The following is a 25,672-nucleotide window of genomic DNA, read 5'->3' on the forward strand; positions in this document are numbered from 1 at the left end:
ATAAAAGAACAAAACAAATACATAATGAGCCCAATTGAGGAACAATTTGGAGACTGTGTTATGATTATCCGTGATGTTCTCGCTCTTGGCTCTTTGATCACGTTTATGTCCATGTTGAGTGTTTGGACGACAATTCTGGTTTGATTGTCGTTTGGTGCAGGCCTGTTGTGTCTGTGGAAATCCTTGTGCAGAGTGAAGGCTGTTGCCAGTTCTTTTAAAGGAGACTAAGTGCCCGGACGTTGCGTGGTTCAGCTGCAATTGTGTTCTGGCATCGGGATAAGACGGGATAAAGTCCAAGTCTCCCTTTTCGACTCGTTGGTTGACTTTTATTCTGGATCGCCTGTCGTGGCGCTCTGTGTTTGTTGTGAGATGCGTCTATTGGTTCTGCGCACCCGTCTGTTGACTGGGTGACCGGTCATGAGGTGTGAGCAATGAATGCGGTCTCCGAAGATCTGAAATTTGTCCATCTGCATGTGCATACCGCTTACTCCTTGCTGGAAGGCGCATTGCCGGTCGCCAAGCTGATCAAGAAGACCAAAAGCCTCCAGATGCCTGCGGTCGCCATGACCGATACGCGCAATCTGTTCGGAGCGCTGGAATTTTCTCAAAAAGCCGTTGGTGATGGCCTGCAGCCGATCATTGGCTGTCAGATCGAAGTCGATTTCACCGATGGGGATGTCAAAGGCGTTGGCCATACCGACTTTCCGACTTTGGTGCTGATCGGTGCGACGGATCAAGGGCTGGCCAATTTGGTGCGTCTGGTCTCGCGGTCGTTTCTGGTGCCCCATGATGATCAGGAGCCTCACGTGCTATTGAGCGACGTGGCGGAGTTTGGTGAAGGGGTGATCTGCCTGACGGGTGGTGGCAATGGACCGATTGACCGGGTTCTGTTCAATCACCATACGGAGTTGGGGCGAGAGCGCCTCGGCAAGCTTCGCGACATATTTGATGATCGGCTTTATGTCGAGATTTTGCGCCATGGCTTTGCCCATGAAGCCATCGTCGAGCCTCAAATTATAGATCTGGCTTATGAGATGAATTTGCCGTTGGTTGCGGCCAACGATGTCTATTTCGCCGAGCGTGAGGATTTCGAAGCGCATGATGCTCTGATTGCCATTTCTCAGGGCAAGGTGTTGGTTCAGGAAGACCGACGACAATTGACGGCGGAGCATTATTTCAAGAGTCAGGATGAAATGGCAGAGTTGTTTGCCGACCTGCCGGAGGCTCTTGAGAACACGATCGAGATTGCCCGTCGCTGTGTCACGCGGGCCCGCACGATCAACCCTATTTTGCCCCGGTTCGCTGGTGCGGATGCGGACCCGGAAGAGGCGGAAAGACACGAGGCATCCGAGTTGCGGCGGCAGGCCGAAGAGGGCCTGAAGCGTCGCCTTGCCGTGCATGGTCTGGCTCCTGATAAGGAGGAGAAGGATTATTGGGATCGGCTTGAATTCGAGCTCGGCATTATCGAGTCGATGAAATTCCCCGGCTACTTTCTAATCGTTTCGGACTTTATCAAATGGTCCAAGGAACATGGCATTCCGGTCGGACCGGGCCGTGGGTCTGGGGCTGGCTCGCTGGTTGCCTGGGTTCTGACGATCACCGACCTTGACCCCTTGCGCTTTGCCTTGCTGTTCGAACGCTTCCTTAACCCAGAACGCGTCTCGATGCCCGACTTTGATATCGACTTCTGTCAGGACCGGCGCGAAGAGGTGATCCGCTATGTCCAGCGCAAATATGGGCGCGACAATGTGGGGCAGATCATCACCTATGGTACCCTGCAGGCGCGCGCTGTGCTGCGCGACGTGGGGCGCGTGTTGCAGATGCCGTTCGGGCAGGTCGATAAGCTCTGCAAGATGGTGCCGATGAAGGGCGCGGTGTCTGTGTCTTTGCCTGAGGCTTTGGAGCAGGAGCCACGGCTGAATGAAGCGCGGCGGGATGAGGAGATTGTTGATCGTCTGATCAATATGTCGCTCAAGCTCGAAGGGCTTTATCGTCACGCTTCAACCCACGCCGCCGGTATCGTGATTGGCGACCGCTCACTCGATAAGCTGGTGCCGATGTATCGAGACCCGCGCTCGGACATGCCGGTCACCCAATATAATATGAAGTGGGTCGAGCAGGCCGGTCTCGTCAAGTTTGACTTTTTGGGCCTCAAAACGCTGACCGTGCTGGAATATGCGGTGCGATTTGTGGCGCAACGGGGCATCGAGATCAATCTGGCTGAAATTCCGATTGACGACAAACCCTCTTATGAGATCTTGGCCAAGGGCGAAACGGTTGGCGTGTTCCAGCTGGAATCGATGGGCATGCGCAAAGCCTTGCTCGATATGCAGCCTGACCAATTTGAAGATATCATCGCTATTGTGGCGCTCTATCGTCCGGGGCCGATGGCCAACATCCCGATCTATTGCGCCCGAAAGCGGGGAGAGGAAAAGCCGGACTATTTGCATGAGCTGCTCCAGCCCGTGCTGCAAGAAACCTACGGCATCATCATTTATCAGGAACAGGTGATGCAGATCGCCCAGATCCTGTCGGGCTATTCCCTTGGTGAAGCTGATATGCTGCGCCGTGCGATGGGTAAGAAGATCCGTGAGGAGATGGAGAAGCAGAGGGTCCGCTTCTGTGATGGTGCAGAAGAGCGCGGAGTGAGCCGGGAGCAGGCCTCCGAGATTTATGATCTCGTGGCGAAGTTTGCCGACTATGGCTTCAACAAGTCTCACGCAGCGGCTTACGCTTTGGTTGCCTATCAGACGGCTTATATGAAAGCCAATTATCCGGTCGAATTCCTGGCCGCGATCATGACGCTCGATATGAACAATACGGACAAATTGTCCGAATTCCGCCGCGATGCTTTGCGCCTTGGTATTGAAGTGCGTCCTCCGTCGATTAACGAATCCGGAGTGCATTTCGTCGTGAAAGACGGCGCGATCATCTATTCGATGGCGGCGATCAAGGGGGTAGGGCAGCCTGCCGCCGAACATATTATGGAAGTCCGGGGTGACAAGCCGTTTAAGGATTTGGCTGATTTTGCCAAGCGGATCAGCCCTAAGGTGCTGAACAAGCGAACGATCGAAAATTTGGCAGCTGCTGGCACCTTTGATGTGCTCAATCCGAACCGGGCACAGGTGGTGGCCTCGATTGATGTGATTATGGGCGAGGCGGCAAGCCATGCCCGTGACAGCTCTTCGGGGCAGGGCGGATTGTTCGGTGCTGAGGAAGCGGCCCCTCTGCCGTTGCCGGATATGCGGCCTTGGACCAGCGAAGAGAAATTGCAGCGGGAATATCAGGCGATTGGCTTTTATCTCTCAGCTCATCCGCTCGATGAATATATTCCGCAGCTGGAGAAGATGCGCATTCAGCTCTGGCAGCCCTTTGAGGTGGCGGTCAAGCAGGGCGCAACGGCGGGCCGGCTGGCTGGCACGATCACCGGACGGCAGGAGCGCAAAACCAAGACCGGCAACCGGATGGGCATTATCAATGTTTCTGATCCGACCGGACAGTATGAAGCTGTGTTGTTTTCTGAAGCCTTGCACCGTTTCCGCGACAAGCTGGAGCCGGGTAAGACGGTGATCCTTGAAGTGGGGGCCGACGAGCGCCCTGAAGGGGTGTCGGTGCGGATCAACAATGTGCGGCCGCTGCAAAGCGATAATGTGCGCAAGACGATGCAGGTGTTTGTCCGAGATGACACGCCACTGCATTCGCTCAGGGCTCAGCTGGATGACCGGGGGGATGGGGAAGTGTCGGTCATTGTCATGCTGGATGATGGGGATTGCGAAGTCGAGATGCGGATCAATGGCACCTATTATGTCTCACCGGAAGTGGGTCGGTCGCTGAAGGCGATCAAGGGGGTTGTCGATGTGCAGGTCGGGGTCTTCTGACCCCAACTTGATCCTGTAGATGCTTTATTCTGCTGCGGACGGTTGGCTGCTTTGTGCCTCTTTGGATGGCCGGGCGTTCGGCCAGCGGGCAAACATGACCAGATTGCCGCTGAGCGCCAAAACGAGACCGACGATGCCGGTCCATTGCCAGTGATAGCCTTCATAAAGGGTCGAGAGTGCCAGTGCGATGATCGGGAACAAGACCGTCGCATAGGCCGCTTTGGCAGAGCCGATTTTGGCCACCAGATAGAGATAGGTGGTGAAGCCAATGATCGAGCCGATGGTGGCAAGATAGATGAGGGCGCCGAGATAGGTGGTGCTGGTTGGCAGAATGACCGGTGTACCGGACAGGCCGATCAGCGCAAGCATGATCAGAGCGCCATAGCCCATGGCCCATGCATTGGCGGTGACTGGCGTCAGGCCCGCGGCCGAATTGCGGCGCGAGACCATGTTGCCAAGGGAGAAGAACAGGGTGCCCAGCATGGCCAGTCCGACGCCCTGAAGGGTGCTTTCCGATTCTGCGCTCAGGATATCGGGGCCGAACAGCAAGGCGAGGCCAGCAATGCCCAAGATACTGGCCAGCAGGGTTTGGCCGGAAATCCGATCGCCAAAGAATAGTCGGGCATTGAGTGCGTTAAAAATCGTTGCCAATGAAAAGATGATCGAGATTAGGCCTGACGGGATGTGACTTGCTGCGGAATAAAAGCAGATGAAGTTGAGACTGAACAGGCAGAAGGCCTGCGCAATCAGCCATGGTTGTTCTGCCCTGTTTGGGACGCGCAGGCGACCCGAAGCGGCAAGGAACAGCAAAAACAGGATGCCAGCCAACGCGAAGCGGTAAAAAACCGAAACCAGCACCGGCACGGGGCCGACCTGCAAGGCAATGGCGATCCAGGTGGTGCCCCAGATCAGAACGGTGGCAATGAAACTGATGGCAATCATGATGCTCTCCTTGAAATTTGGAGGCTTTTGATAAGACAGTTTTTCCCGCTTGTTTTGCACGATCTTGCGGTGAAATGATCATGCAGGTGTCTGGAAGCTGTCGTTGGGCTTTTCTTGGTGCGGTCCGAGGCGGTATAGTGAAGCCTGTCTCGTGGGAGGCAGATCGGGCCTCTGTTCGCAGAGCGTTTCACCTGTTAGAAAGCATCTTTTGATCTCCCGCCTTATGCAGAAAGACCAAATGAAGTCGCCGTCCCATTCCGTTTACAGCTATCTCTATGCTTCGCCAAGCGCGAGCCATACCGCCAGCCTTGATCTGGGGTTTGGGAGGTCTTGTGCGATCTGGACGAACAGTGATGATTATATGCGATATGATCAGTTGAGCGGTCATACTTTCAGCTTTTATGTGCGCGGCGGCGAAGGGGTCTGGCGTGTTGATGAGAGGCCCGTTGAGGGATGGCCGGGTGCTATGTGCATTTTTCCTCATGGGCAGAGTTCGGAATGGCGGATTACGCGACCGCTCGAGATGGTCCATCTCTATTTGCCCGATACCGAAATGCGGCGGATGTTTAGCGAATGGACCGAGCGTGACAGCCTTAGTTTTTCGCTGGCTGATGTGACCTACCAGCCTGCGGGTGGGTTGAAATCTTCTTTCATGGCGCTTCATGCTGCCTTGCAGGAAAGTGACCCCTTGCGGGCGGATATGGTCATGATGGATGTTGTTCATCATATCATTTCAAATGATTCAATATCGGCCGTTCGCCTTGATCGGGTGAAGGGTGGTTTGTCGACGCGTACGCGCAAGCGGGTGGTTGATTATATCGAATGTCATCTGGATGAAGTAATCCGTCTGAAAGACCTTGCCGACATTGCGGACCTGAGTGAGTTTCACTTTCAGCGGTCTTTCAAGGAAAGCTGTGGCGTGACACCTCAGGGATTGATCACTGCACGGCGCGTTGAACGGGCACGGGCGCGAATCCTTGCGGGGGATGCCTTGTCTCAGGTGGCGCTGGATTGTGGATTTAGCAGTCAGAGCCACTTTACCCGTCAGTTCAAGGCCGGGACCGGGATGACGCCAGCAGCCTTTCGCCGGGCTGCGAGCGAGTAAAAATCGGAGAAAAGGGGAAAATCCCGCAGGAATCCGCCAAACGGGACTTTGCGCCTTGCATTCCTGAGATAGACCGCCTATAAGCCCCCTCGAATCCACATGCGGGAGCGGGTATTGGCTCGGAGAAATGAGCCTTTGTCCATCCGGTGCCGCTTTAGGCCACCTCCCGCAGAGGTTAAACCGGTAAAAGGAAATATTACCATGGCACTTCCTGAAGTTTCCATGCGCTCCCTGCTTGAAGCAGGCGTGCATTTTGGTCACCAGACCCACCGCTGGAACCCGAAAATGGGCAAATTCATTTTCGGCGCTCGCAACAACATCCACGTTATCGATCTGTCTCAGACCGTTCCTCTGATGAACGACGCTCTGAAGGCTGTTTCCGATACCGTTGCTCGTGGCGGTCGCGTTCTGATCGTTGGCACCAAGCGTCAGGCTTCTCTGCCTGTTGCTGAAGCTGCAAAATCTTGCGCGCAGTATTATGTCAACTCTCGCTGGCTCGGCGGCATGCTGACCAACTGGAAAACCATCACCCAATCGATCCAGCGTCTGCGCAAGCTTGACGAAGTTCTGGATGCTGAAGGCAAAGGTTACTCCAAGAAAGAGCGCCTGACCCTGACCCGCGAGCGTGACAAGCTGGAACGCGCTCTTGGTGGTATCAAGGATATGGGCGGTGTGCCTGATCTGATCTTCGTGATCGACACCAACAAAGAAACCATCGCAATCAACGAAGCACGTCGTCTGGGCATTCCAGTGGCTGCGATTGTTGATACCAACTGCGACCCAGACGGCATCGACTTCCCGGTACCGGGCAACGATGACGCGGCTCGTGCGATCTCCCTTTACTGCGATCTGATCGTGGGCGCTGCAATTGACGGTATTTCCCGTTCTGCTGGCGACGCTGGTCTGGATCTTGGTGAAGCTGAAGAAGGGCTGCTTGAGCCCGCTCTGGTCGAAACAGAAGCAGCTGAAGGCGAAGAAGCCGCTGCTCCTGCTGAAGCTTAAGGCGAGAAAAGACATTGGGCCGGGATTTTCCCGGCCTTCATTCAATTGGGTCGCGCGGACTGGTCTGTGCGACCATTGGCTTGTTTTATAAAGGACGTGAGGCTGCAATGGCGATTACAGCATCAATGGTGAAAGAGCTCCGCGAAGTTTCTGGCGCGGGCATGATGGACTGCAAAAAAGCACTGGCCGAAAATGATGGTGACATGGAAGCCTCTATCGATTGGCTCCGCACCAAAGGTTTGTCCAAGGCTGCTAAGAAATCCGGTCGTGTTGCCGCTGAAGGCCTGGTCGGTATTGCCGAAGCAGGCAACAAAGCTGCACTGGTTGAAGTCAATGCTGAAACCGACTTCGTTTCCCGTAACGAGCAGTTCCAGTCTCTGGTTCGTAAAGTCGCTGACGTTACGATCACTGCTGGCGGCAAGAACGAAGACATTCTGGCTGCTGACTTTGGCGATGGCAAAACGGTTGAAGAAACCATCACCAACGCAGTTGCTACCATCGGCGAAAACATGAACCTGCGTCGCGGCGCTGTTCTGTCTGTCGAAAAAGGTGTTGTTTCTTCCTACATGCACAATGCAACTGCCGCAGGCCTTGGCCGTTTGGGCGTTCTGGTTGCTCTGGAATCCGAAGGCGACGCTGCCAAGCTCGACGCCCTTGGCAAACAGATTGCCATGCATGTTGCTGCAACCAACCCATTGGCTGCAACCACCGAAGAAGTTGATCCTGCCGCTGTCGAGCGCGAAAAAGCTGTGTTCTCCGAACAGGCTCGCGAATCCGGTAAGCCAGAAAACATCATCGAGAAGATGGTCGAAGGCCGCATGCGCAAATTCTTCGAAGAAGTTGTGCTGTTGAAGCAGACCTTCGTGATTGACGGTGAAAACACCGTTGAGCAGGCTATCAAAAATGCCGAAGGCGATGTTGGCGCCCCAATCAAGCTGATTGGTTTTGTTCGCTTCGCTCTTGGTGAAGGCATCGAGAAAAAAGAAGAAGACTTTGCTGCTGAAGTTGCTGCTGCAACTGGCCAGGCTTAAGGTCTGCTCCACCCTGTTTGCATGACAGGGGTGTGAATCTTTGAAAAACAAAGGGCGCTGGGGATGACGAACCAGCGCCCTTCGTGTATGCAGAGGCGGCTTGTGGAGACGGCTTGCGCGCGCGTCGTGGAAGCTCTTTTCTTTGCGTTCGTTCCTGCTGCGAGCGGATGCGATATCTTCGCCGGACATGGCTGTCCTGCCACAAGTTTTACCAAATTTGCCTGTAGGTGATCGTTGCCGGGCTGGTGGTCGGATATCTGGCTGTCAGGCTTGCCGCCGGACAGGATGAGCGCAAGCACGCAAGATCGGTTTTGGCTGATGCGTGACGATGGGGTCGTAGACAATGACAGATTTGAAATATAAACGCATCCTGCTCAAGGTGTCCGGTGAGGCGCTGATGGGTGATCAGGCTTTCGGGATTGATACCAGTGTGGTTGACCGGGTGGCTGGTGACATCAAAAGAGCGCGCGCGATGGGAGCGGAAATCTGCGTCGTGATCGGCGGTGGCAACATCTTCCGTGGTGTTTCGGTAGCCGCTGAAGGGGGCGATCGGGTGGTCGGAGACCATATGGGCATGCTGGCAACCGTGATGAATGCGCTCGCCATGGCCAATGCACTGAATGCTTCCGATGTGCCTGCTGTGGTCTTGTCTGCGGTTGATATGCCGAAGATCTGCGAGAGTTTTACCCAGCGTCGCGCCAAACGGTATCTGGCAGAAGGCAAGGTCGTCCTGTTCGCCGGGGGCACTGGCAATCCCTTCTTCACCACTGATTCTGGCGCTGCTTTGCGCGCCGCAGAAATGGGCTGTGATGCCTTGTTGAAGGGCACGCAGGTCGACGGGATTTATTCGGCAGACCCCAAAACCAACCCGGATGCGGAGCGATATGAGACAATTACCCACGCCGAAGTGCTCAAACAGGGCCTTAAGGTTATGGATGCGGCAGCAATTGCCCTTGCTCAGGACGGGAATATCCCGATAATTGTATTTTCGATCCATGAACCCGACGGTCTGCTTGCGATTCTCAAAGGCGCGGGCCGGGCGACGGTGGTTTCGGATTAGAACGGCTCCCGCTTTTGTGGGTATGTGGCCGTCAGGCGCGGAGGAGGCGTGGCTGGCAGGGGACGAGAGACCGCTGCTATCATGACTGTTCAAACGCCGTTTGGCGGGTATGAATGAGAAACACGTGAAACGATAAAGAGGCTTTACAATGTCTGCCGAAGAACTGGATCTTGACGATCTCGAACGTCGCATGAAGGGTGCTGTGTCTGTGCTGAAAACGGAACTCTCCGGTTTGCGGACCGGGCGTGCTTCCGTCAACCTTCTTGAGCCGATCGTGGTGGAAGCCTATGGACAGACCATGCCACTCAACCAGGTTGGTACGGTTTCTGTTCCTGAGCCTCGGATGCTGTCGATTCAGGTTTGGGACAAGAGCATGGTGAATGCGGTCGAGAAGGCCATCCGTGAATCCAATCTGGGTATCAACCCGGTAACGGACGGTCAGCTCCTTCGTTTGCCCATTCCCGAACTCAACGAAGAGCGCCGTCAGGAAATGGTCAAGATTGCCCATTCCTATTCCGAGAATGCCAAGGTTGCCGTGCGTCACGTGCGCCGCGATGGCATGGATATGTGCAAGAAAGCCGAAAAAGACGGCATGAGCGAAGACGAAGTGCGTATCTATTCCGACGAAATTCAGGACTTGACCAACAAATATGTCGCCGACATCGATACGATGCTCGAAGGCAAAGAAGCCGAGATCATGCAGGTCTAGGATTTGACCTGAGATCGTCTGGTGGATTGCAGCGATTGTGAGCGCCCTTTTCGGGGCGCTCACGTTTATCAATTCGAGGTCCCAGAGCAGGTGCGGTGGGTTATCTTCCGGTGAAGGAGCCTTGGACCCTGTTTGGGCTTTTCCGTTGCGTGGCTGTGCCGACCGGCATGCTGCGCTGCCAAATGAAACAACAGACTGTCATGGCCCGGCTGGGCTGCGGTCCAGTTGGAGGAATGAGTGTCGATGGGTGGCCATACAGGCATCGCGGAAACGCCGCAGACAAGGACCATGGTCGTTCCCAGACACTTGGCAGTCATCATGGATGGCAACGGACGGTGGGCCAAGTCGCGCAACTTGTCGCGCACGCAAGGGCATCGGCAAGGGGTGGTCGCCGTGCGCGAGATCGTCGCCAATGCGGCCGACCTTGGCATTCAATATCTAACTTTGTTCAGCTTTAGCTCGGAAAACTGGGCACGCCCGGAAAGCGAAGTGCGCGATCTGATGGGGTTGCTGAAGCTTTTCATCCGCAAGGATCTGTCGACCCTCGACAAGCAGAATGTGCGGGTCACGGTGATTGGCGGCCGGAATGGACTGGCGCCGGATATCGTTGCATTGCTGGAAAAGGCGGAAAGCAAGACCTGCAAAAATACAGGTTTGACCCTTGTCATTGCGTTTAATTACGGCGCACGGCAGGAATTGGTCGAGACGTTTCAGGCGCTCGCACGCGAGGTGCAGGCGGGACGGCTTGCACCAGATGCCATCAACGAGGGGATGATTTCCGCTTCGCTCTATTCTGCCGAAATCCCGGATCCAGATGTGATCCTGCGGACAAGTGGTGAGCAACGGTTGAGCAATTTTCTGCTTTGGCAGGCTGCCTATTCCGAGTTCATTTTCGTGGATTGCTTCTGGCCTGATTTTGACCGTCGTCAACTTGAACTGGCGTTGGAAGAATATGGCCGCCGCAATCGCCGCTTTGGTGGTCTGGCGGTGGACGATTTGACGGATGATGCTCAGGTGGTGGCAACCGGATCGTGAGGCTTGCAGTGCCTTGCAGACACGCGGACCAGTGATGCAGCCGCATTCAATACGGGAGACAAGGCGCTGAATAAAGAGACAAATTCGCCTTTCGAGGACCAGCCGAAACCGAAACCCAAAGCGAATTGGTCGGATTTGGCAGTGCGTGCCATGTCTGGTGTTGTGCTGGCCGTCGCCGCCTTCTCTGTGACCTGGTGGGGTGGAGTGGCCTTCGCGCTCTTTTTCGGTGTTGTCACCCTCCTGATCTACAAGGAATGGGTTACCATTGTTGGTGAGCAGCCCTTCGGTGTGCCGGCCAATGTCGGCTATGGGGCGATTTTGGCGTCGTTGCTTTGTCTCTGGTTTGGCTATTGGCAGGCGGCCTTGATCATTCCGCTGATTGGTGCTGCGTTTTTGGCGTTTGCGCGCTGCTCCTATCCCTACGCTCGGTGGTGCGCCTCGGGCGTGATCTATGCGGCGGCATTCGGTTTTTCGATTCTGTCGCTGAGGGCCGATAGTGCCCATGGTTTTGCTGCCATTCTGATTTTGTTTGCGGTGGTCTGGGGCACGGATGTGGTGGCCTATTTTGTCGGCAAGTCCCTTGGCGGGCCGAAATTGTGGCCGCGGGTCTCGCCCAAAAAAACTTGGTCCGGCTCCCTTGGCGGGCTGGTTGGTGGCACCGCTTTTGCGCTGTTCGTGGCGTTTCTGCTCAAGATCGACCCGACCGTCAAACTGACCCTTTTGTTGGCAGGTCTGTCTGTGGTCTCGCAAGTGGGGGATTTGGGAGAATCGCACATGAAGCGGCTGTTCAATGTCAAGGATTCGAGCAATCTCATTCCCGGTCATGGGGGCGTGATGGACCGGGTGGACGGACTGCTGGTGGCGGTTGTCTGTGCCGCGCTGATCGGTTTGATTTTTGCCGATATTGGTTCTGTGGCGACCGGCTTTCTGGTCTGGTAAAGCGCACTCTGCCACGGGTGTATGATTACAAGTAGGAGGAATCAATGATGGATCAGGCGACTGATTCTGGGGCTGATCCGCTTCAATCGGCTGGATCTTCGGCCACGGAGCATGGTCCGAAGGTCATTTCAGTGTTGGGGGCGACCGGATCGGTTGGCGACTCCTCGCTTGATATCATTTCTTCTTCCCCTGATCGGTATCGCGTCGGTGCTGTGACCGCCAACGGCAATGTCGAAAAGCTGGCGCAGATTGCGATTGAGACCAAGGCAGGCTTTGCGGCTGTGGCAGATGAACAGTGCCTTGATGCGCTCAAAGACGCATTGTCTGGCACGGGCATTGCTGTCGGGGCCGGGGAGGCCGGGTTGGCCGAAGCTGCTGCCTGGCCCGCGGATATGGTTGTCGGGGCGATTGTCGGCGCGGCAGGAATTCGCCCGACTATGGCGGCGCTCGAAGCGGGCAATCAGGTGGCTCTGGCCAACAAGGAGGCGCTTGTCTGTGCTGGTGATCTGGTTATGGATGCGGCGCGGCGTTTGGGTAAACCCATCTTGCCGGTTGATTCCGAACATAGTGCGATCTTCCAGATTTTCGACGATGCCAACCGCGACGAAATCGAGGATGTGACGATCACCGCGTCCGGCGGGCCGTTCCGTACCTGGGCGCAAGGCGACATAGAGAAGGCAACGCCCGAGCAGGCGCTGAACCATCCCAACTGGTCGATGGGCGCGAAGGTGACGATCGATTCCGCCTCGTTGATGAACAAGGGGCTGGAAGTGATCGAAGCGCATCATCTCTATGATATGCCACTCGAAAAACTGAAAGTCATCGTCCATCCGCAATCGATCATTCATGGTCTGGTCACCTATAGTGACGGCTCCATGTTGGCCCATCTGGGGGCCGCCGATATGCGCATTCCTGTCGCCCATTGTCTGGCTTGGCCGCAACGGGCCGCTGCCAATACGCGGCGGATTTCGCTTGTCGAGATCGCCCAGTTGACGTTTGAAGCGCCCGATATGGCGCGTTTCCCTTGTCTTGGGCTGGCACTCGAGTCGCTCCGGGTTGGCGGCAATTTGCCCAACATCATGAACGCGGCCAATGAAGTCGCAGTTGCTGCCTTTCTGGATCATCAATTGCCGTTTGGGGGCATTGCTCGCATGGTCGAGGCGGTGATGGACCGCTTTGTTCAGCTGGGTGAGGTGGGGCCAGTCGGGTCGGTGGATGCGGTGCTGGCCACGGACGCTGCGGCAAGGTGCGTGGCTGACGAAGTGCGGGCAAACTTGGTATAAAATGCAGGCTAACTGCGATCCTTTTCAACTCAGGCTGACAAGCAGAGGTGCGCCATGGTGGGAACTCCGGATAAAAAGCTGATGGAAGTCGATGCGCGATTTTCCTTTCGTCCCCCGGCTGATCAACCGGTCAGCCTTGAGGAGACGCGGCGGCGTTCCAGCGAGATTCGTCAAGACCTGCTGGGGCGACATCATGATGCGGTGACGACTGAGGATGGCGCCTTTGGCCGGATCTATCGTTCCAATCTGTCAGATATTCGTTCGGATGCGGTCATTGTTTATATTCATGGGGGCGGCTGGTGCAAATGCGATCTGGTGACCCATGGCAGTATCCTGACCGATCTCGCGGCGCTGAGCCGTCGAACGGTTTATGGATTGACCTATCCTCTGGCCCCTGAAGCCCCTTATCCAGCAGCAATGGACGCATTGTTCGGGCAACTTGCTGCGATTGCGGATGCGACCTCTGCCAAGTTGGTGCTGGCTGGGGACAGTGCGGGTGCCAATCTGGCACTTGCTCTTGCGCTGAGGGCGCGAGACGAAGGCAAGGATTGGCCGATTTCCGGTTTGCTTCTTTGGTATGGCTGCTATCGTTACGCCTTCGATACATCCTCCCATCTGGCTTATGGTGATGGTAGCAATGGGCTCGCGACCGCAGGCATGAAGCAAATGTGGGATGATTATCTCTCAGGGCCTGTTGACCCACGTTATGGGGAATTGAGCAAGGCCGATATGGCCGGATTGCCGCCAGCCTATTTGTGTGAGGCGGAGTGCGATTGTTTGGCTGACGATACGCGTTGGCTTGCGGGGCGCATGGTCGAAGCGGGGGTGCCGCATTGTTATGATCCGGTGCCGTCTGTTATCCATGGTTTCATCCATTTCAGTGCTCACTTTGAAGCGAGTTATCAATCACTGAAACGGGCTGCTGATTTTATTGACTTTTCTGCTCTTCTCGGGGCGCCTCAGGGCAAAGATTGAGGTTGTGGTGAATTGAGGCCGGAAGTCGTAAGGCTCGTCTGTTGATCTCTGCGCAATTTCACCCTATTTAAGCCTTCTTTAGAGTCTGAGGATTATTGTCTCGCCTCAGAGATATTGGAGATATGAATGGAATTTCTTCAGAGCGTGTTTTCAGCCGGTTCCGGCCTGCTGGGCTACGCAATTCCCGCCTTGTTTGTTCTTACAATCGTTGTCTTCTTCCACGAGTTGGGTCACTTCATGGTCGGACGCTGGTGCGGTGTCACGATCAAGGCCTTCTCGATCGGGTTTGGGCGCGAGTTGTTCGGCTTTTATGACAAGCATGGAACACGTTGGAAATTCAGCCTTATCCCCTTGGGCGGTTATGTGAAATTCGAAGGCGATGAAAATGCCGCAAGTGTTCCCGATCAGGAAGCGCTTGATGCTATGGGCAAAGATTCGCGAGATGGATCGCTGCATGCTCAGCCCCTCTGGGCACGAGCGGCAATCGTCGCGGCTGGTCCATTCGCCAACTTCCTTCTTTCAATCGTCATTTTTGCGACCCTTCTGTTTGCCTATGGCAAGCCGCTGATGGTGCCGCGTGTCGATAGTGTGGTGGAGCAAAGTGCCGCTGAGGAAGCCGGTTTCAAGCCCGGTGACATCATGGTGTCCATTGATGGAACCGAGATCGAGGCCTTCGTTGATGTTCAGCGGGTTGTGGCTTTGAGCTCAGAAGATACCCTGAAGATCGTTGTCGATCGTGATGGTGAGCTGATTACCCTGATGACGACACCACGGCGGACCGAGGTGACCGATCAGTTTGGCAATAAGCAAAAAATCGGCGTGCTGGGGATTCGTCACCAGTCTCGCCCAGAAGACGTGAAGCTGAAAAAATATGGTCCGGGAGAAGCTTTGTGGGGTGGGGTGGAAGAAACCTATTTCATCATCGAGCGCACGCTGGGTTATATCGGACGCATCTTTGTTGGCAAGGAAGATGCCGATCAATTGGGTGGTCCGATCCGCGTGGCTCAGGTGTCCGGGCAGGTGGCGACTTTGGGTCTTGTGGCGCTGGTCAATCTGGCCGGTATGCTGTCAGTCAGCATCGGGCTTATCAATTTGTTCCCGGTTCCGATGCTTGATGGCGGACATTTGGCCTTTTACGCAATTGAAGCTGTTCGCGGTAAACCGCTGTCTGCCAAGAGTCAGGAGTTTGGCTTCAAGATTGGATTGGCAATGGTGTTGTCATTGATGTTTTTTGCAACTTTCAATGACATAACGCAGATATTTTTGCGCTAAGGGATTCTTTTTGGTTGGGTCTGCGCATATGGAAAGTTTGTGCGGATTCAACAAGAAAGATGTGGCTTAACGGCAACGGACTGTGGTCATAAGCCCAATTGGGCAACTTGGGGGGTTGATCCTTGTGAGATTCAGGGTAAAACCCTAATGAACATAAAGATTCCATTTCGTGGGCACATTTGTGTCCAAAACGAATTGATGAAGCAGATATAAGAGTGTTTGGGCTGATGAAAAAATTAAAGACCATCGCTTGGGGAGCGGCTCTAGCAACAGTAATGAGTGTGGGCGTTCCGCTTGGTCCCGTCGATCTTTTTAGTATTAGCCCTGCATTTGCGCAGACTGTTTCCCGTGTTGACGTTCGCGGCAATGCCCGCGTTTCCGACGATACGATCCGGTCCTACATTCAGGTCAAGCCAGGTCAGCGAGCCACCGCTTTTGCGGTGGATGAGTCGCTGAAGGCGCTGTACCAGACCGGCCTGTTCCAGGATGTCAAAATTCGCCGTAGTGGTTCGAGCCTCATTGTTGACGTTGTCGAGAATGCGGTGATCAACCGCATTGCCTTTGAAGGCAATAAACGCATCGAAGACAAGAATCTCGAACAGATCGTTACCTCGAAAAGCCGCGGCATACTGAGCGAAACCAAAATTCGCACCGATGCGCAGCGTATTCTCGAAGCCTATCGCCGGTCCGGTCGGTTTGGCGCGAAGGTTGAGCCAAAGGTCATCGATCTGGGACGCAATCGCTCGGATCTGGTGTTCGAAATTGATGAAGGCGACAAGACTGCGGTGTCCCGCGTCAGTATTCTTGGCAACAAGGCATTCAGCGATAGCCGTCTGCAACGGGTGATTAAAACCAAGGAAACCGGCTGGTTGAGCTGGTTCACCAAGAATGATGTCTATGACGCTGAGCGTCTGGCGGCTGACGAAGAACTTCTGCGCAATTTCTATCTCAATCATGGTTACGCTGATTTCCGTGTTGTTTCTTCCATTGCCGACCTTGATCGTGAACGGAATGTCTTTTTCGTTTCGATTACGGTTGATGAAGGTGAGCAGTATAAAATTGGCGAAGTCGAAATCGATAGCGCCGTGCCAGATGTCGATGCCGAAGCCTTGCGCTCCCAGCTGAAGACTGAAACTGGTGATGTGTATCGTCAGGATGCTGTCTCCGATACGCTCGAAGACATGACCATCGAGATTTCCAAGTCTGGTTACGCTTTTGCACGGGTAAGTCCTCGTGCCGACCGCGACTACGAGAACAAAACCATCAATCTGGTTTATCAGGTTGATGAAGGCGCGCGTGCTTACATCGAGCGCATCAATATTCGTGGCAACACCCGGACGCGTGATTATGTCATTCGTCGCGAGTTTGACATGGCTGAGGGTGATGCCTTCAACCGTGTTCTGCTGGATCGTGCGAAACGCCGCCTGAATGCACTTGGTTTCTTCGAAAAGGTCGAAATCGGTACGGCCCCAGGCAGCTCGTCTGATCGCGTGGTGCTGAATGTCGAGGTTGTCGAGAAGGGTACGGGCGCCGTTGCTATTGGTGGTGGTTATTCTACTACGGACGGGCTGATCGCGGATATCTCGATCACCGAGAAAAACTTCATGGGGCGCGGGCAGTTTTTGCGTGCAGCCACAGGTTTCGGTACCAGTAAACGGAATTACTCCTTCTCCTTCACGGAGCCATATTTCCTTGGTCGCCGCATGGCCGCCGGTTTCGATGTCTTCCGGGAATCTTATGAAGACAATGCGACCCGCGAATATGACTATGAGCGGACCGGCGGAACCATTCGGTTTGGCCTGCCGATCACCAGTGATCTGACTTTCAACCCATACTATACGTTTGAGAGAAAGAAACTGTCCGATTATACCGGTACTTCGCTTGCCATTCTTCAGTCACAGGCTGAAGGAGCGACCATCAAGTCTGCTGTTGGGTATCGTCTGATCTACAACACGCTCGACAATATGCAGAAGCCGAATGAAGGTGTGTTTGCACGCTTCAATCAGGAATTTGCCGGTATTGGCGGTGACGTGAAGTTCGTTCGCTCGACCATTGATGCGCGCTATTATCGCGAATTGTATCCTGCTTGGGGCCTCGTCGGCATGGTTCGTGTTGGTGCCGGTCACATTGAAGGTTACGGCAACGACGATGTGCGTTTGCTTGATGCCTTTAACCAGGGTGGGGAAACCATCCGCGGCTTTGCGCCTAACGGTTATGGCCCACGGGATAAAACATCCGGTGATGCGATTGGTGGCAAGACCTATATCAACGCAACGGCTGAACTCCAGTTCCCGATCCGTGGCCTAGAAACAGTTGGTATCAGCGGTTCGGTTTTTGCTGACGCTGGCACACTGTTTGGTAGTGATGCTGCAAGCGGCACCTACAATGACAATGGCGGCATCCGGTCCTCTATTGGTGCCGGTCTGATCTGGGCGAGCCCGTTTGGCATGTTGCGTCTTGACTATGCCTATGCGCTTTCGAAAGAAAGCTATGATGACACCCAGTCCATCCGCTTCGGCGCTGCATCCAATTTCTGATGCATGGACAATAGATTAAAAAGCCGCTGCTCATTCGGGCGGCGGCTTTTTTTATGAAGGCAATCATGACTGAACCAACCTTTTTCAATAAAGTAGAGAGCCTGAAGCTTGGCGAGATCGCCGAACTTGTGTCTGCTCAGTTGCCTGAAGGCGTTGATGCGTCTGAGGCTATTCATGCGGTTGCACCGATTGAAACGGCGCTTGGCGGGCAGATCTCTTTTCTCGACAATCCGAAATATCTGCCTTTACTGGAATCAACCCAGGCAACGGCCGTCTTGTGCAGCAAGCGCTATGCGCCAAAAGTGCCCGAAGGGGTTGTCGCGCTGGTTGTCGGCAATCCATATGACGCCTTTTCCATTGTCTCTACGGCCTTCTATCCGGAGGCGATAAAGCCTCTGCCCTATTTTGAGAGCGATGGAGGCATTTCTCAGGCGGCGCATATTCATCCGACAGCCAAGGTTGAAAAGGGTGTTTGCATTGAGCCGGGTGCCAATGTGGGGGCAGGTGCCGAGATTGGAAGCGGTACGACGCTTGGTGCCAATGCGGTGATCGGGCAGGGCGTGCGCATTGGTCGGAATTGTCATATCGGCGCCAATGCCGTGATTCAGCATTCTCTGGTCGGGGATCATGTTATCCTTCATCCCGGTGTCTGCTGTGGTCAGGATGGGTTTGGTTTTTCCATGAGCCCGATGGGCCACAAGAAAGTGCCTCAGGTCGGTCGTGTGATCATTCAGGATCACGTCGAAGTCGGCGCCAACAGCACCATCGACCGTGGAGCCAATCGCGATACGATCATCGGTGAAGGCACCAAGATCGACAATCAGGTGCAGATTGGCCACAATGTAGAAGTTGGCAGGCATTGTGTTCTTGTGTCACAAGTGGGGATCTCCGGGTCTACACGACTGGAAGATTTCGTTGCGATCGGCGGTCAGTCCGGTGTTGCCGGTCATATCACAATTGGCATGGGCGCCCAGATCGCCGCGGTCAGTGTGGTGCGCGAAGATGTACCTGCGGGGGGCCGCTTTGGTGGTGTTCCGGCCAAACCGGTCAAGCAATGGTTCCGCGAAATGGCGGCCTTGAAAAAGCTCGCTGAAAAGGGCAACTGATCGCTTCGGATCGCTTGTTGGTCGCCAAATTGGTGGCATGGTTGATCTTTGTTGTATAAGACTGAAAATCGGCACTGCTTGGTAAGGGGCCAGGCCATCTGGACGGGATGTGGGTGCTGAAGGGAAGATAACATGACTGAAAAAAAGACCCTTGATAGCGCAGATATCATGCGCGTCATGGAACTTCTGCCACACAGATATCCCTTCCTGATGATTGACAAGATCATCGATATGGACGGCGATGATAGCTGTGTCGGCATCAAGAATGTCACCATCAACGAGCCACATTTCAAAGGCCATTTTCCCAATCAGCCGGTCATGCCAGGCGTGTTGCTGATTGAGGCGATGGCCCAGACGGCTGGTGCCCTTTGCGTCAACAATCGCAAGGAAATGGGCCCGCCAAGCGTCGTCTATTTCATGACGATCGACAAATGCAAGTTCCGCAAGCCGGTCGTGCCCGGTGATGTGGTGCATATTCACGTCAAAAAGATCCGCAATCGGGCCACCATCTGGAAATTCGCGTGCGAAGCCCAGGTTGATGGCGTCAAGGTTTGCGAAGCCGAAGTGAGCGCCATGCTCGTAGGAAATGAAGATAACTAATGGCAACAATACATCCAACTGCCATCATTGCCGAGGGTGCGACGCTCGCCGATGATATCGAAATTGGCCCATATTGCGTTATTGGCGCAGATGTAACGATCGGGTCAGGGGGCAAGCTGCATTCTCATGTCGTTGTCGATGGCAACACGACAATTGGCAAGAATGTGGAGATCTTTCCTTTCGCTGCTGTGGGCCTGAAGCCGCAGGACCTGAAGTTTGAAGGGGAAGATGTTGGATGTGTCATTGGTGACAATGTCAATATTCGTGAATATGTGACCATCAATCCGGGCACCCAGGGTGGCGGTGGCATGACCCGTGTGGGTGATTTCTGCCATCTGATGGTCGGCGCGCATATCGCCCATGACTGCGTTGTTGGTGATCATGTCATTCTGGTCAATCATGCAACATTGGCTGGCCATGTACAGGTTGGTGACCATGCGATTGTCGCGGGCATGTCTGCAGTGATCCAGTTTGCGCGTGTGGGTGAACATTCCTTCGTTGGCGGCATGTCCGGTCTTGAGAATGATCTCATTCCATTTGGTTCGGCCATTGGCAACCGGGCCCATTTGGGCGGGTTGAACATTGTCGGGTTGAAGCGTCGCGGATTCAGCCGTGAGCAGATCCACAATCTGCGTCACGCCTATCGCTTGCTATTCGCCGATGAAGGCACACTCAGCGAGCGGGTCGATGACGTGGCTAACATGTTCGCCGAGGATGAAAATGTGATGAAAATCATCGACTTCATTCGCGCAGATACCAAGAAGGCGCTTTGCACGCCACGCAACCAAAAAGACTAGCCATGACAATGCCTGGTGATGGGCCGGTGGGCATCATTGCCGGCGGTCATGATCTTCCGCTCGAGGTGGCCGCGGCCCTGAAAAATTCGGGCCGTGACTATTTCCTGTTTGGTTTGGTGGGTGAGGCGGATGACCGGATTTCCGGCCATCCCCATACATGGCTCAAATGGGGTGAGATCGGGCGCTTGTTCAAACTGCTTGAGCAAATGCAGATCCGTGATGTGCTGTTTATCGGTTCAATTACCTCGCGCCCGGATTTCAAGTCCGTGCGTCTCGATTTTGGTGCCGTGAAGGCGCTGCCTGAGATACTCAAGATTATGGCTGGTGGCGGTGATGAGGGTGTGTTGGCGGGGGTCGCCAATTTCGTTGAACGCCGCGGCTTGCGTCTGATGGCTGTGCCCGATGTTGCGCCGTCTCTGGTAGTGGGCGACGACTTATGCGTTGGGGCCGTCAAATCCTATGAAATGGAAGTCGATATCGAGCTGGCATCAGAGGCCGCTATTTTGACCGGTGCGCTTGATGCCGGGCAAGGAGTGGTCGTGGCTGGCGGACGTATCCTCGCGTTGGAAGGGCCTGAGGGCACCGACCAGATGCTGGAACGGGTGTTTCAGATCCGTGAGCAGAAGCGGGCTCGCTGGAATTTCGGCAAGGAAGGCCTGTTGTTGAAGCGGGCACGACCGGGGCAGGATCTGCGGTTCGATATGCCCACAATTGGCCCGCGCACGGTTGAGAATGTGAAGCGGGCCGGTCTGGCGGGGATCATTTGCGCCGCTGGTCAGGTCTTGTGTGCCAATCGACAGGAAACTGTGCAGAAAGCCGTTGCTTCGGGGCTGATCCTGCAATCTCGTCGGTTGGATGACATTTGCCTGTGATTGGTTGATTGTCTTTCGTAACCATCAAACAGGTGATGAAGGAGGAAGCCGTGGCAGAGCAAAATAGACCACTCATCTATATCGTGATCGGTGAAGAGTCCGGCGACCAGCTTGGGGCGCGTGCGGTCTTGGCGCTCAAGTCAGCCACTGGGGGGCAGATTGCCTTTGCCGGGCTGGCTGGTGAACGCATGCAGGCCGAAGGGCTCAAAAGCCTGTTTCCGCTGCAAGACATCGCGGTCATGGGTCTGGTCAACATCATCAAGCAATATCCTGCATTGCACCGACGTGGCATGGAGGTGGTTGCCGATATTCTGGCAACCAAGCCGGACCTTTTGTTGATCATTGACAGTCCGGAATTTACCCATGCCGTTGCAAAACGCGTGCGCAAACAGCGTCCGGATTTGCCAATTGTCAATTATGTATCTCCCAGTGTCTGGGCCTGGCGCCCGGGACGCGCCAAAAAAATGGCCCGTTATGTCGACCATGTGCTGGCTCTGCTGCCGTTCGAAGTGCAAGCCCATAAGGATCTTGGTGGACCCGCCTGTTCCTATGTTGGCCATCCTCTGATTGAACGGCTGGATGTGTTGCGGCCGTCTGAGGGCGAGAGAGGGCCGCTGGACGCGCCGGTGTTGCTGGTGCTGCCGGGATCAAGGCGCAGTGAGGTGAGTCGCCTGATGGTTGAATTCGGGGCTGTGGTGGCACAAGCCAAGGCGCAGCATCCCAATCTACGGGTGATCTTGCCTGCGGTCAGTCATTTGCGCAGTCTGATTGATGAGGGGTTGCAAGACTGGACCGTTGCGCCAGAGATCGTGGAGGGAGAAGCGGCGAAGTTCGCGGCCTTCCGTCAGGCGCATGCAGCTTTGGCCGCCTCTGGCACCGTGACGCTGGAGCTGGGGCTCGCAGGCATTCCGATGGTTGTGGCCTATAAAGTCGATTGGCTTATGGGGAAGCTCAAATTTCTGTTCAAGGCCCATTCCTTCGTGCTGACCAATCTGGTGCTTGGCCACAATGCGATTCCGGAATTTCTGGATGAGGATGCCAATGCGGACACGCTGGCGGCGCATCTGCTCCCGCTGTTGTCCGACAGCCAGGAGCGGGCAGCTCAAATGGCCGCCTTGCAGCTGCTGGATGAGCGTATGCAATTGCCCGAAGGCACGCCGAGCGGACAGGTGGCGCGGATTGTGCTGGACCATCTTGCCAAATAGATCAACGGTTTGCATCCGGTTTTTCAACCACTTGGGTGCCAAATAGGTCAGTCCTGTTGCATGGCAGTGGATACAAAAAAGGCTCCCGAATGGGAGCCTTTTCCGTTGATGCATAAGCGTTCTTAGCGCTTGTCGATGGCCTCGTAGTCGCGTGCCGTTGCGCCAGAGAAGAGCTGACGTGGGCGACCGATGCGCTGGGATGGATCTTCGACCATTTCTTTCCACTGTGCAATCCAGCCAACGGTACGGGCCAGAGCGAAAAGCACGGTGAACATCTCTGCAGGGAAGCCAAGGGCGCGCAGGGTGATGCCGGAATAGAAGTCGATGTTTGGATAGAGTTTCTTCTCGATGAAATATTCATCATTGAGAGCGATTTTTTCCAGAGCCATCGCGACTTCGAGGGTCGGATCGTCCTTGATGCCAAGTTCATTGAGCACTTCGTGACAGGTGCTCTGCATGATGCGGGCGCGTGGGTCGTAGTTTTTGTAAACGCGGTGACCAAAGCCCATCAGGCGGAACGGATCGTCCTTGTCCTTGGCGCGACGGACAAACTCGTCCACGCGATCAGGGGTGCCGATTTCGTGCAGCATGTTCAGCGCTGCTTCGTTGGCGCCACCATGGGCAGGACCCCAGAGACAGGCGATACCGGCAGCGATACAACCGAACGGGTTGGCACCGGAAGAACCGGCCAAGCGAACGGTGGAGGTGGAAGCATTCTGCTCATGGTCCGCATGCAGCGTGAAGATGCGGTCCATGGCGCGGGCCAGAACCGGATTCACGTTATATTGCTCGGCTGGCACGGAGAAGCACATATGCAGGAAGTTGGCTGCATAGTCCAGATCGTTGCGCGGATATACGAATGGCTGACCAATGGTGTATTTGTAAGCCATGGCAGCAAGGGTCGGCACCTTGGCAATCATGCGCAGGGAGGCAACCATGCGGTGATGCGGATCGGTGATGTCGGTGGAGTCGTGATAGAAGGCCGACAGAGCGCCAATCACGCCAACGAGAATGGCCATCGGGTGCGAGTCACGGCGGAAACCGGTGTAGAATTTGCTCATCTGCTCGTGCACCATGGTGTGACGGGTCACACGGGTGTCAAAGTCGAGCTTTTCAGCCGCCGTTGGCAGGTGGCCATACAGCAGCAGGAAGCAGGTCTCCAAGAAGTCGCCCTGTTCAGCAAGCTGTTCAATTGGATAGCCACGATACAGCAAGATGCCTTTGTCGCCATCAATATAGGTGATCTCGGATTCACAAGAGGCTGTCGATGTGAAGCCTGGATCATAGGTGAACATGCCAGTTTGGGCATAGAGCTTGGAAACGTCGATTACATCCGGGCCAATGGTCCCGCTATGGATTGGGAATTCCCAGCTCTTATCGCCAACGTTCAATGTTGCTTTGTTGTCACTCATTCGGCTACTCCCAAATTTAGAAAACAATTTCTGTTGCAATCGGAATGAAAGGGTGCGTCTGGGCGCAGCTGACCCTCCGAGGCAACAAAGGAACTGTGCTTTCGGTATATGATTTTTCCCTGATCTGCAAGGTCTGTTCCATGCGTGTTATTGCGGAGAATTGGGAAAAATTCATAAATTTCAGTAGTTTATTCTACCATAGTATGATCTCTATTTTGTAAGGCATTGTTACATTCTGATAGAGAATGTGAGTTGGTAAAGTTTTTTTCCCGTTTCCAAAATCTGAAATGGGACGGGCACTTGGCTCCGGGAATCAACTTTTGGAGGGCTTTTGCCTAGAACATTATCATTTGTGCTTCCTATATATGAAAGCAGGGCCGCGGCATGAAGCCCGGCCCTGCAAATAGTGGTGCACAATTGTTCGTGATGTCAGGCAGTCTGGTCCTTCAGGCGAGCCACAGACTCTTCCTTGCCCAGCACAACCAGCACATCAAAAATACCCGGCGAGGTGGACCGGCCAGTCAAAGCTGCCCGCAAGGGCTGAGCAACTTTGCCAAGTTTGAGCTCTTTGGCTTCCGCAAAGGCGCGAACAACGGCGTCGGTGCTTTCAAGGCTCCATTCTTCAAGGCCATCGAGTCGTGGCAGCAGATCGCCCAACATCGCCTTGGCTTCATCGGTCAGCAGCTTGGCGGCCTTCTCTTCCATTGCCAGCGGACGCGTGTCGAACAGGAAAGCGAGGCCCGCTTTCAGATCAAGCAGAGTTTTGGCCCGCTCCTTGACACTTGGCATGGCCATCATGATCTGGCTCTTCTTGGCCTCATCAATCAGGTCGAGCATGGCCTGACCGTCTTCGAGATGCGGCAACAAGCCAATCAACTGATCGTAAAGGGCGGCATCATCGGCATTGCGCATATGGATGCCGTTGAGATTTTCCAGCTTCTTAAAGTCGAACCGGGCCGCCGCCTTGTTCATGCCGTCAAAGCCGAACCATTCAATCATTTGTTCGGTGGTCATGACTTCATCGTCACCATGAGCCCAGCCAAGGCGCACAAGATAGTTGCGCATGCCTTCAGGCAGGTAGCCCATATCGCGATAGGCTTCAACACCCAGTGCGCCGTGACGTTTGGAAAGTTTGGCACCGTCGGGGCCATGGATCAGCGGAATATGCGCCATGATTGGCGTGTGCCAGCCAAGCGCCTGATAAACGAGTGTCTGGCGGGCGGCGTTGGTCAGGTGATCATCGCCACGGATGATGTGGGTGATGCCCATATCATGATCGTCAACAACGACGGCCAGATTGTATGTCGGATTGCCGTCTGAACGCATGATGATCATGTCATCAAGGTCCTTGTTGGGGAAACGAACGGTGCCTTGCACTTTGTCTTCAATGACGGTTTCGCCTTCGAGCGGTGCCTTGATGCGAATGGCTGGCTTGATCCCTTTGGGGGCTTCGGACGGGTCGCGGTCGCGCCAGGTGCCATCATAGCGCGGTGGGCGTTTTTCGGCGCGCGCCTTTTCCCGCATCTCGGTCAGCTCATCAGGCGAGCAATAGCAGCGATAGGCCTTGCCCTCTGCCAGCAGCTGCTCAACGATTTCGCGGTGACGCTCAACACGGGAATATTGCGAGATCGGCTCGCCTTCGGGCGACAGGCCCATCCAGTCCATGCCGGCAATGATCGCGTCAATGGCAGCGTCAGTGGACCGTTCACGGTCGGTGTCTTCAATGCGCAGCAGCATCTTGCCGCCGTTGGCCTTGGCAAACAGCCAGTTGAACAAAGCGGTGCGGGCGCCGCCGATATGCAGATACCCGGTGGGCGATGGTGCGAAGCGCGTTACAACCTCAGAACACATAATGCTATCAATAACCTGTCATTCGGGATAAGGTAAACCGGTGGTTGAGGTTGGTTGTGAC

Annotated in this window: 20 protein-coding genes; 17 read left to right on the forward strand and 3 right to left on the reverse strand. The window is 54.8% G+C overall.

Going from position 1 to position 25,672, the window contains the following annotated elements; translation table 11 throughout:
• Positions 1-431 precede the first annotated feature (431 nt).
• Complete coding sequence (dnaE, locus tag FDK21_RS05095) at positions 432-3,878, forward strand: DNA polymerase III subunit alpha (RefSeq protein WP_138147693.1); 3,447 nt, start codon at positions 432-434, stop codon at positions 3,876-3,878.
• A 24-nt stretch (positions 3,879-3,902) separates the two neighbouring features.
• Here dnaE and FDK21_RS05100 read toward each other — a convergent pair whose 3' ends face one another.
• Positions 3,903-4,820, reverse strand: a complete 918-nt coding sequence (locus FDK21_RS05100) for a DMT family transporter (protein WP_138147694.1) — start codon at positions 4,818-4,820, stop codon at positions 3,903-3,905.
• 238 nt (positions 4,821-5,058) lie between these two features.
• On the opposite strand from FDK21_RS05100, the gene FDK21_RS05105 reads away from it, so the two are divergent.
• From FDK21_RS05105 to lpxB, 16 genes are all read left to right on the forward strand, one after another.
• On the forward strand, positions 5,059-5,925 hold the full coding sequence (locus tag FDK21_RS05105; RefSeq protein WP_246657486.1) for an AraC family transcriptional regulator: 867 nt from the start codon (positions 5,059-5,061) through the stop codon (positions 5,923-5,925).
• Positions 5,926-6,126: 201 nt separating this feature from the next.
• The gene (gene rpsB, locus FDK21_RS05110; RefSeq protein ID WP_138147696.1) at positions 6,127-6,927 is read left to right on the forward strand and encodes a 30S ribosomal protein S2; all 801 of its coding nucleotides are present in this window, start codon (positions 6,127-6,129) and stop codon (positions 6,925-6,927) included.
• A gap of 107 nt (positions 6,928-7,034) precedes the next feature.
• On the forward strand, positions 7,035-7,958 hold the full coding sequence (gene tsf / locus FDK21_RS05115; protein WP_114009640.1) for a translation elongation factor Ts: 924 nt from the start codon (positions 7,035-7,037) through the stop codon (positions 7,956-7,958).
• A 343-nt stretch (positions 7,959-8,301) separates the two neighbouring features.
• Positions 8,302-9,018: a UMP kinase gene (gene pyrH, locus FDK21_RS05120; RefSeq protein ID WP_114008862.1), complete on the forward strand. Its 717-nt coding sequence runs from the start codon at positions 8,302-8,304 to the stop codon at positions 9,016-9,018.
• A gap of 148 nt (positions 9,019-9,166) precedes the next feature.
• On the forward strand, positions 9,167-9,727 hold the full coding sequence (gene frr / locus FDK21_RS05125) for a ribosome recycling factor (protein WP_114008861.1): 561 nt from the start codon (positions 9,167-9,169) through the stop codon (positions 9,725-9,727).
• A 243-nt stretch (positions 9,728-9,970) separates the two neighbouring features.
• Positions 9,971-10,762 carry an isoprenyl transferase gene (locus FDK21_RS05130; RefSeq protein WP_138147697.1) on the forward strand — a complete coding sequence of 264 codons (792 nt, stop codon included), beginning with the start codon at positions 9,971-9,973 and terminating at the stop codon, positions 10,760-10,762.
• A gap of 150 nt (positions 10,763-10,912) precedes the next feature.
• A complete protein-coding gene (locus FDK21_RS05135; protein ID WP_138147698.1) occupies positions 10,913-11,701 on the forward strand; it encodes a phosphatidate cytidylyltransferase in 789 nt (262 codons plus the stop codon).
• A gap of 47 nt (positions 11,702-11,748) precedes the next feature.
• Complete coding sequence (locus tag FDK21_RS05140) at positions 11,749-12,984, forward strand: 1-deoxy-D-xylulose-5-phosphate reductoisomerase (RefSeq protein ID WP_138147955.1); 1,236 nt, start codon at positions 11,749-11,751, stop codon at positions 12,982-12,984.
• 54 nt (positions 12,985-13,038) lie between these two features.
• Positions 13,039-13,959: an alpha/beta hydrolase gene (locus FDK21_RS05145; protein WP_138147699.1), complete on the forward strand. Its 921-nt coding sequence runs from the start codon at positions 13,039-13,041 to the stop codon at positions 13,957-13,959.
• Positions 13,960-14,085: 126 nt separating this feature from the next.
• Positions 14,086-15,231 (forward strand): RIP metalloprotease RseP, encoded by a 1,146-nt coding sequence (rseP, locus tag FDK21_RS05150; protein ID WP_114008855.1) that lies wholly within the window; start codon positions 14,086-14,088, stop codon positions 15,229-15,231.
• 227 nt (positions 15,232-15,458) lie between these two features.
• Positions 15,459-17,768, forward strand: a complete 2,310-nt coding sequence (gene bamA, locus FDK21_RS05155; RefSeq protein ID WP_138147700.1) for an outer membrane protein assembly factor BamA — start codon at positions 15,459-15,461, stop codon at positions 17,766-17,768.
• A 65-nt stretch (positions 17,769-17,833) separates the two neighbouring features.
• Complete coding sequence (gene lpxD, locus FDK21_RS05160) at positions 17,834-18,874, forward strand: UDP-3-O-(3-hydroxymyristoyl)glucosamine N-acyltransferase (RefSeq protein ID WP_138147701.1); 1,041 nt, start codon at positions 17,834-17,836, stop codon at positions 18,872-18,874.
• A 132-nt stretch (positions 18,875-19,006) separates the two neighbouring features.
• A complete protein-coding gene (fabZ, locus tag FDK21_RS05165; RefSeq protein WP_114008850.1) occupies positions 19,007-19,474 on the forward strand; it encodes a 3-hydroxyacyl-ACP dehydratase FabZ in 468 nt (155 codons plus the stop codon).
• Complete coding sequence (lpxA, locus tag FDK21_RS05170) at positions 19,474-20,271, forward strand: acyl-ACP--UDP-N-acetylglucosamine O-acyltransferase (RefSeq protein ID WP_114008849.1); 798 nt, start codon at positions 19,474-19,476, stop codon at positions 20,269-20,271. Before fabZ ends, lpxA begins: the two co-directional genes overlap by 1 nt.
• A 2-nt stretch (positions 20,272-20,273) precedes the next feature.
• The gene (lpxI, locus tag FDK21_RS05175; RefSeq protein WP_114008847.1) at positions 20,274-21,143 is read left to right on the forward strand and encodes a UDP-2,3-diacylglucosamine diphosphatase LpxI; all 870 of its coding nucleotides are present in this window, start codon (positions 20,274-20,276) and stop codon (positions 21,141-21,143) included.
• A 50-nt stretch (positions 21,144-21,193) separates the two neighbouring features.
• Positions 21,194-22,348: a lipid-A-disaccharide synthase gene (gene lpxB, locus FDK21_RS05180; protein ID WP_348639237.1), complete on the forward strand. Its 1,155-nt coding sequence runs from the start codon at positions 21,194-21,196 to the stop codon at positions 22,346-22,348.
• 122 nt (positions 22,349-22,470) lie between these two features.
• Here the strand turns inward: lpxB and gltA are convergent, their stop codons facing one another.
• Both gltA and gltX read right to left on the reverse strand, forming a co-directional pair.
• A complete protein-coding gene (gltA, locus tag FDK21_RS05185) occupies positions 22,471-23,760 on the reverse strand; it encodes a citrate synthase (RefSeq protein ID WP_114008845.1) in 1,290 nt (429 codons plus the stop codon).
• 429 nt (positions 23,761-24,189) lie between these two features.
• Entirely contained in the window at positions 24,190-25,611 is a 1,422-nt protein-coding gene (gene gltX / locus FDK21_RS05190) for a glutamate--tRNA ligase (protein ID WP_138147702.1), read from the reverse strand.
• Between the last annotated feature and the right edge of the window lie 61 nt (positions 25,612-25,672).

Origin of the sequence: Cohaesibacter sp. CAU 1516, assembly GCF_005771485.1 — a bacterium.
GTDB classification, from domain to species: domain Bacteria; phylum Pseudomonadota; class Alphaproteobacteria; order Rhizobiales; family Cohaesibacteraceae; genus Cohaesibacter; species Cohaesibacter intestini.

Excerpts from the sequence above, each read along its gene's own strand:
- dnaE (WP_138147693.1), top strand. The coding sequence starts at position 432 with ATGAATGCGGTCTCCGAAGATCTGAAATTTGTCCATCTGCATGTGCAT.
- FDK21_RS05100 (WP_138147694.1), bottom strand. The coding sequence starts at position 4,820 with ATGATTGCCATCAGTTTCATTGCCACCGTTCTGATCTGGGGCACCACC.
- FDK21_RS05105 (WP_246657486.1), top strand. The coding sequence starts at position 5,059 with ATGAAGTCGCCGTCCCATTCCGTTTACAGCTATCTCTATGCTTCGCCA.
- rpsB (WP_138147696.1), top strand. The coding sequence starts at position 6,127 with ATGGCACTTCCTGAAGTTTCCATGCGCTCCCTGCTTGAAGCAGGCGTG.
- tsf (WP_114009640.1), top strand. The coding sequence starts at position 7,035 with ATGGCGATTACAGCATCAATGGTGAAAGAGCTCCGCGAAGTTTCTGGC.
- pyrH (WP_114008862.1), top strand. The coding sequence starts at position 8,302 with ATGACAGATTTGAAATATAAACGCATCCTGCTCAAGGTGTCCGGTGAG.
- frr (WP_114008861.1), top strand. The coding sequence starts at position 9,167 with ATGTCTGCCGAAGAACTGGATCTTGACGATCTCGAACGTCGCATGAAG.
- FDK21_RS05130 (WP_138147697.1), top strand. The coding sequence starts at position 9,971 with ATGGGTGGCCATACAGGCATCGCGGAAACGCCGCAGACAAGGACCATG.
- FDK21_RS05135 (WP_138147698.1), top strand. The coding sequence starts at position 10,913 with ATGTCTGGTGTTGTGCTGGCCGTCGCCGCCTTCTCTGTGACCTGGTGG.
- FDK21_RS05140 (WP_138147955.1), top strand. The coding sequence starts at position 11,749 with ATGGATCAGGCGACTGATTCTGGGGCTGATCCGCTTCAATCGGCTGGA.
- FDK21_RS05145 (WP_138147699.1), top strand. The coding sequence starts at position 13,039 with ATGGTGGGAACTCCGGATAAAAAGCTGATGGAAGTCGATGCGCGATTT.
- rseP (WP_114008855.1), top strand. The coding sequence starts at position 14,086 with ATGGAATTTCTTCAGAGCGTGTTTTCAGCCGGTTCCGGCCTGCTGGGC.
- bamA (WP_138147700.1), top strand. The coding sequence starts at position 15,459 with ATGAAAAAATTAAAGACCATCGCTTGGGGAGCGGCTCTAGCAACAGTA.
- lpxD (WP_138147701.1), top strand. The coding sequence starts at position 17,834 with ATGACTGAACCAACCTTTTTCAATAAAGTAGAGAGCCTGAAGCTTGGC.
- fabZ (WP_114008850.1), top strand. The coding sequence starts at position 19,007 with ATGACTGAAAAAAAGACCCTTGATAGCGCAGATATCATGCGCGTCATG.
- lpxA (WP_114008849.1), top strand. The coding sequence starts at position 19,474 with ATGGCAACAATACATCCAACTGCCATCATTGCCGAGGGTGCGACGCTC.
- lpxI (WP_114008847.1), top strand. The coding sequence starts at position 20,274 with ATGACAATGCCTGGTGATGGGCCGGTGGGCATCATTGCCGGCGGTCAT.
- gltA (WP_114008845.1), bottom strand. The coding sequence starts at position 23,760 with ATGAGTGACAACAAAGCAACATTGAACGTTGGCGATAAGAGCTGGGAA.
- gltX (WP_138147702.1), bottom strand. The coding sequence starts at position 25,611 with ATGTGTTCTGAGGTTGTAACGCGCTTCGCACCATCGCCCACCGGGTAT.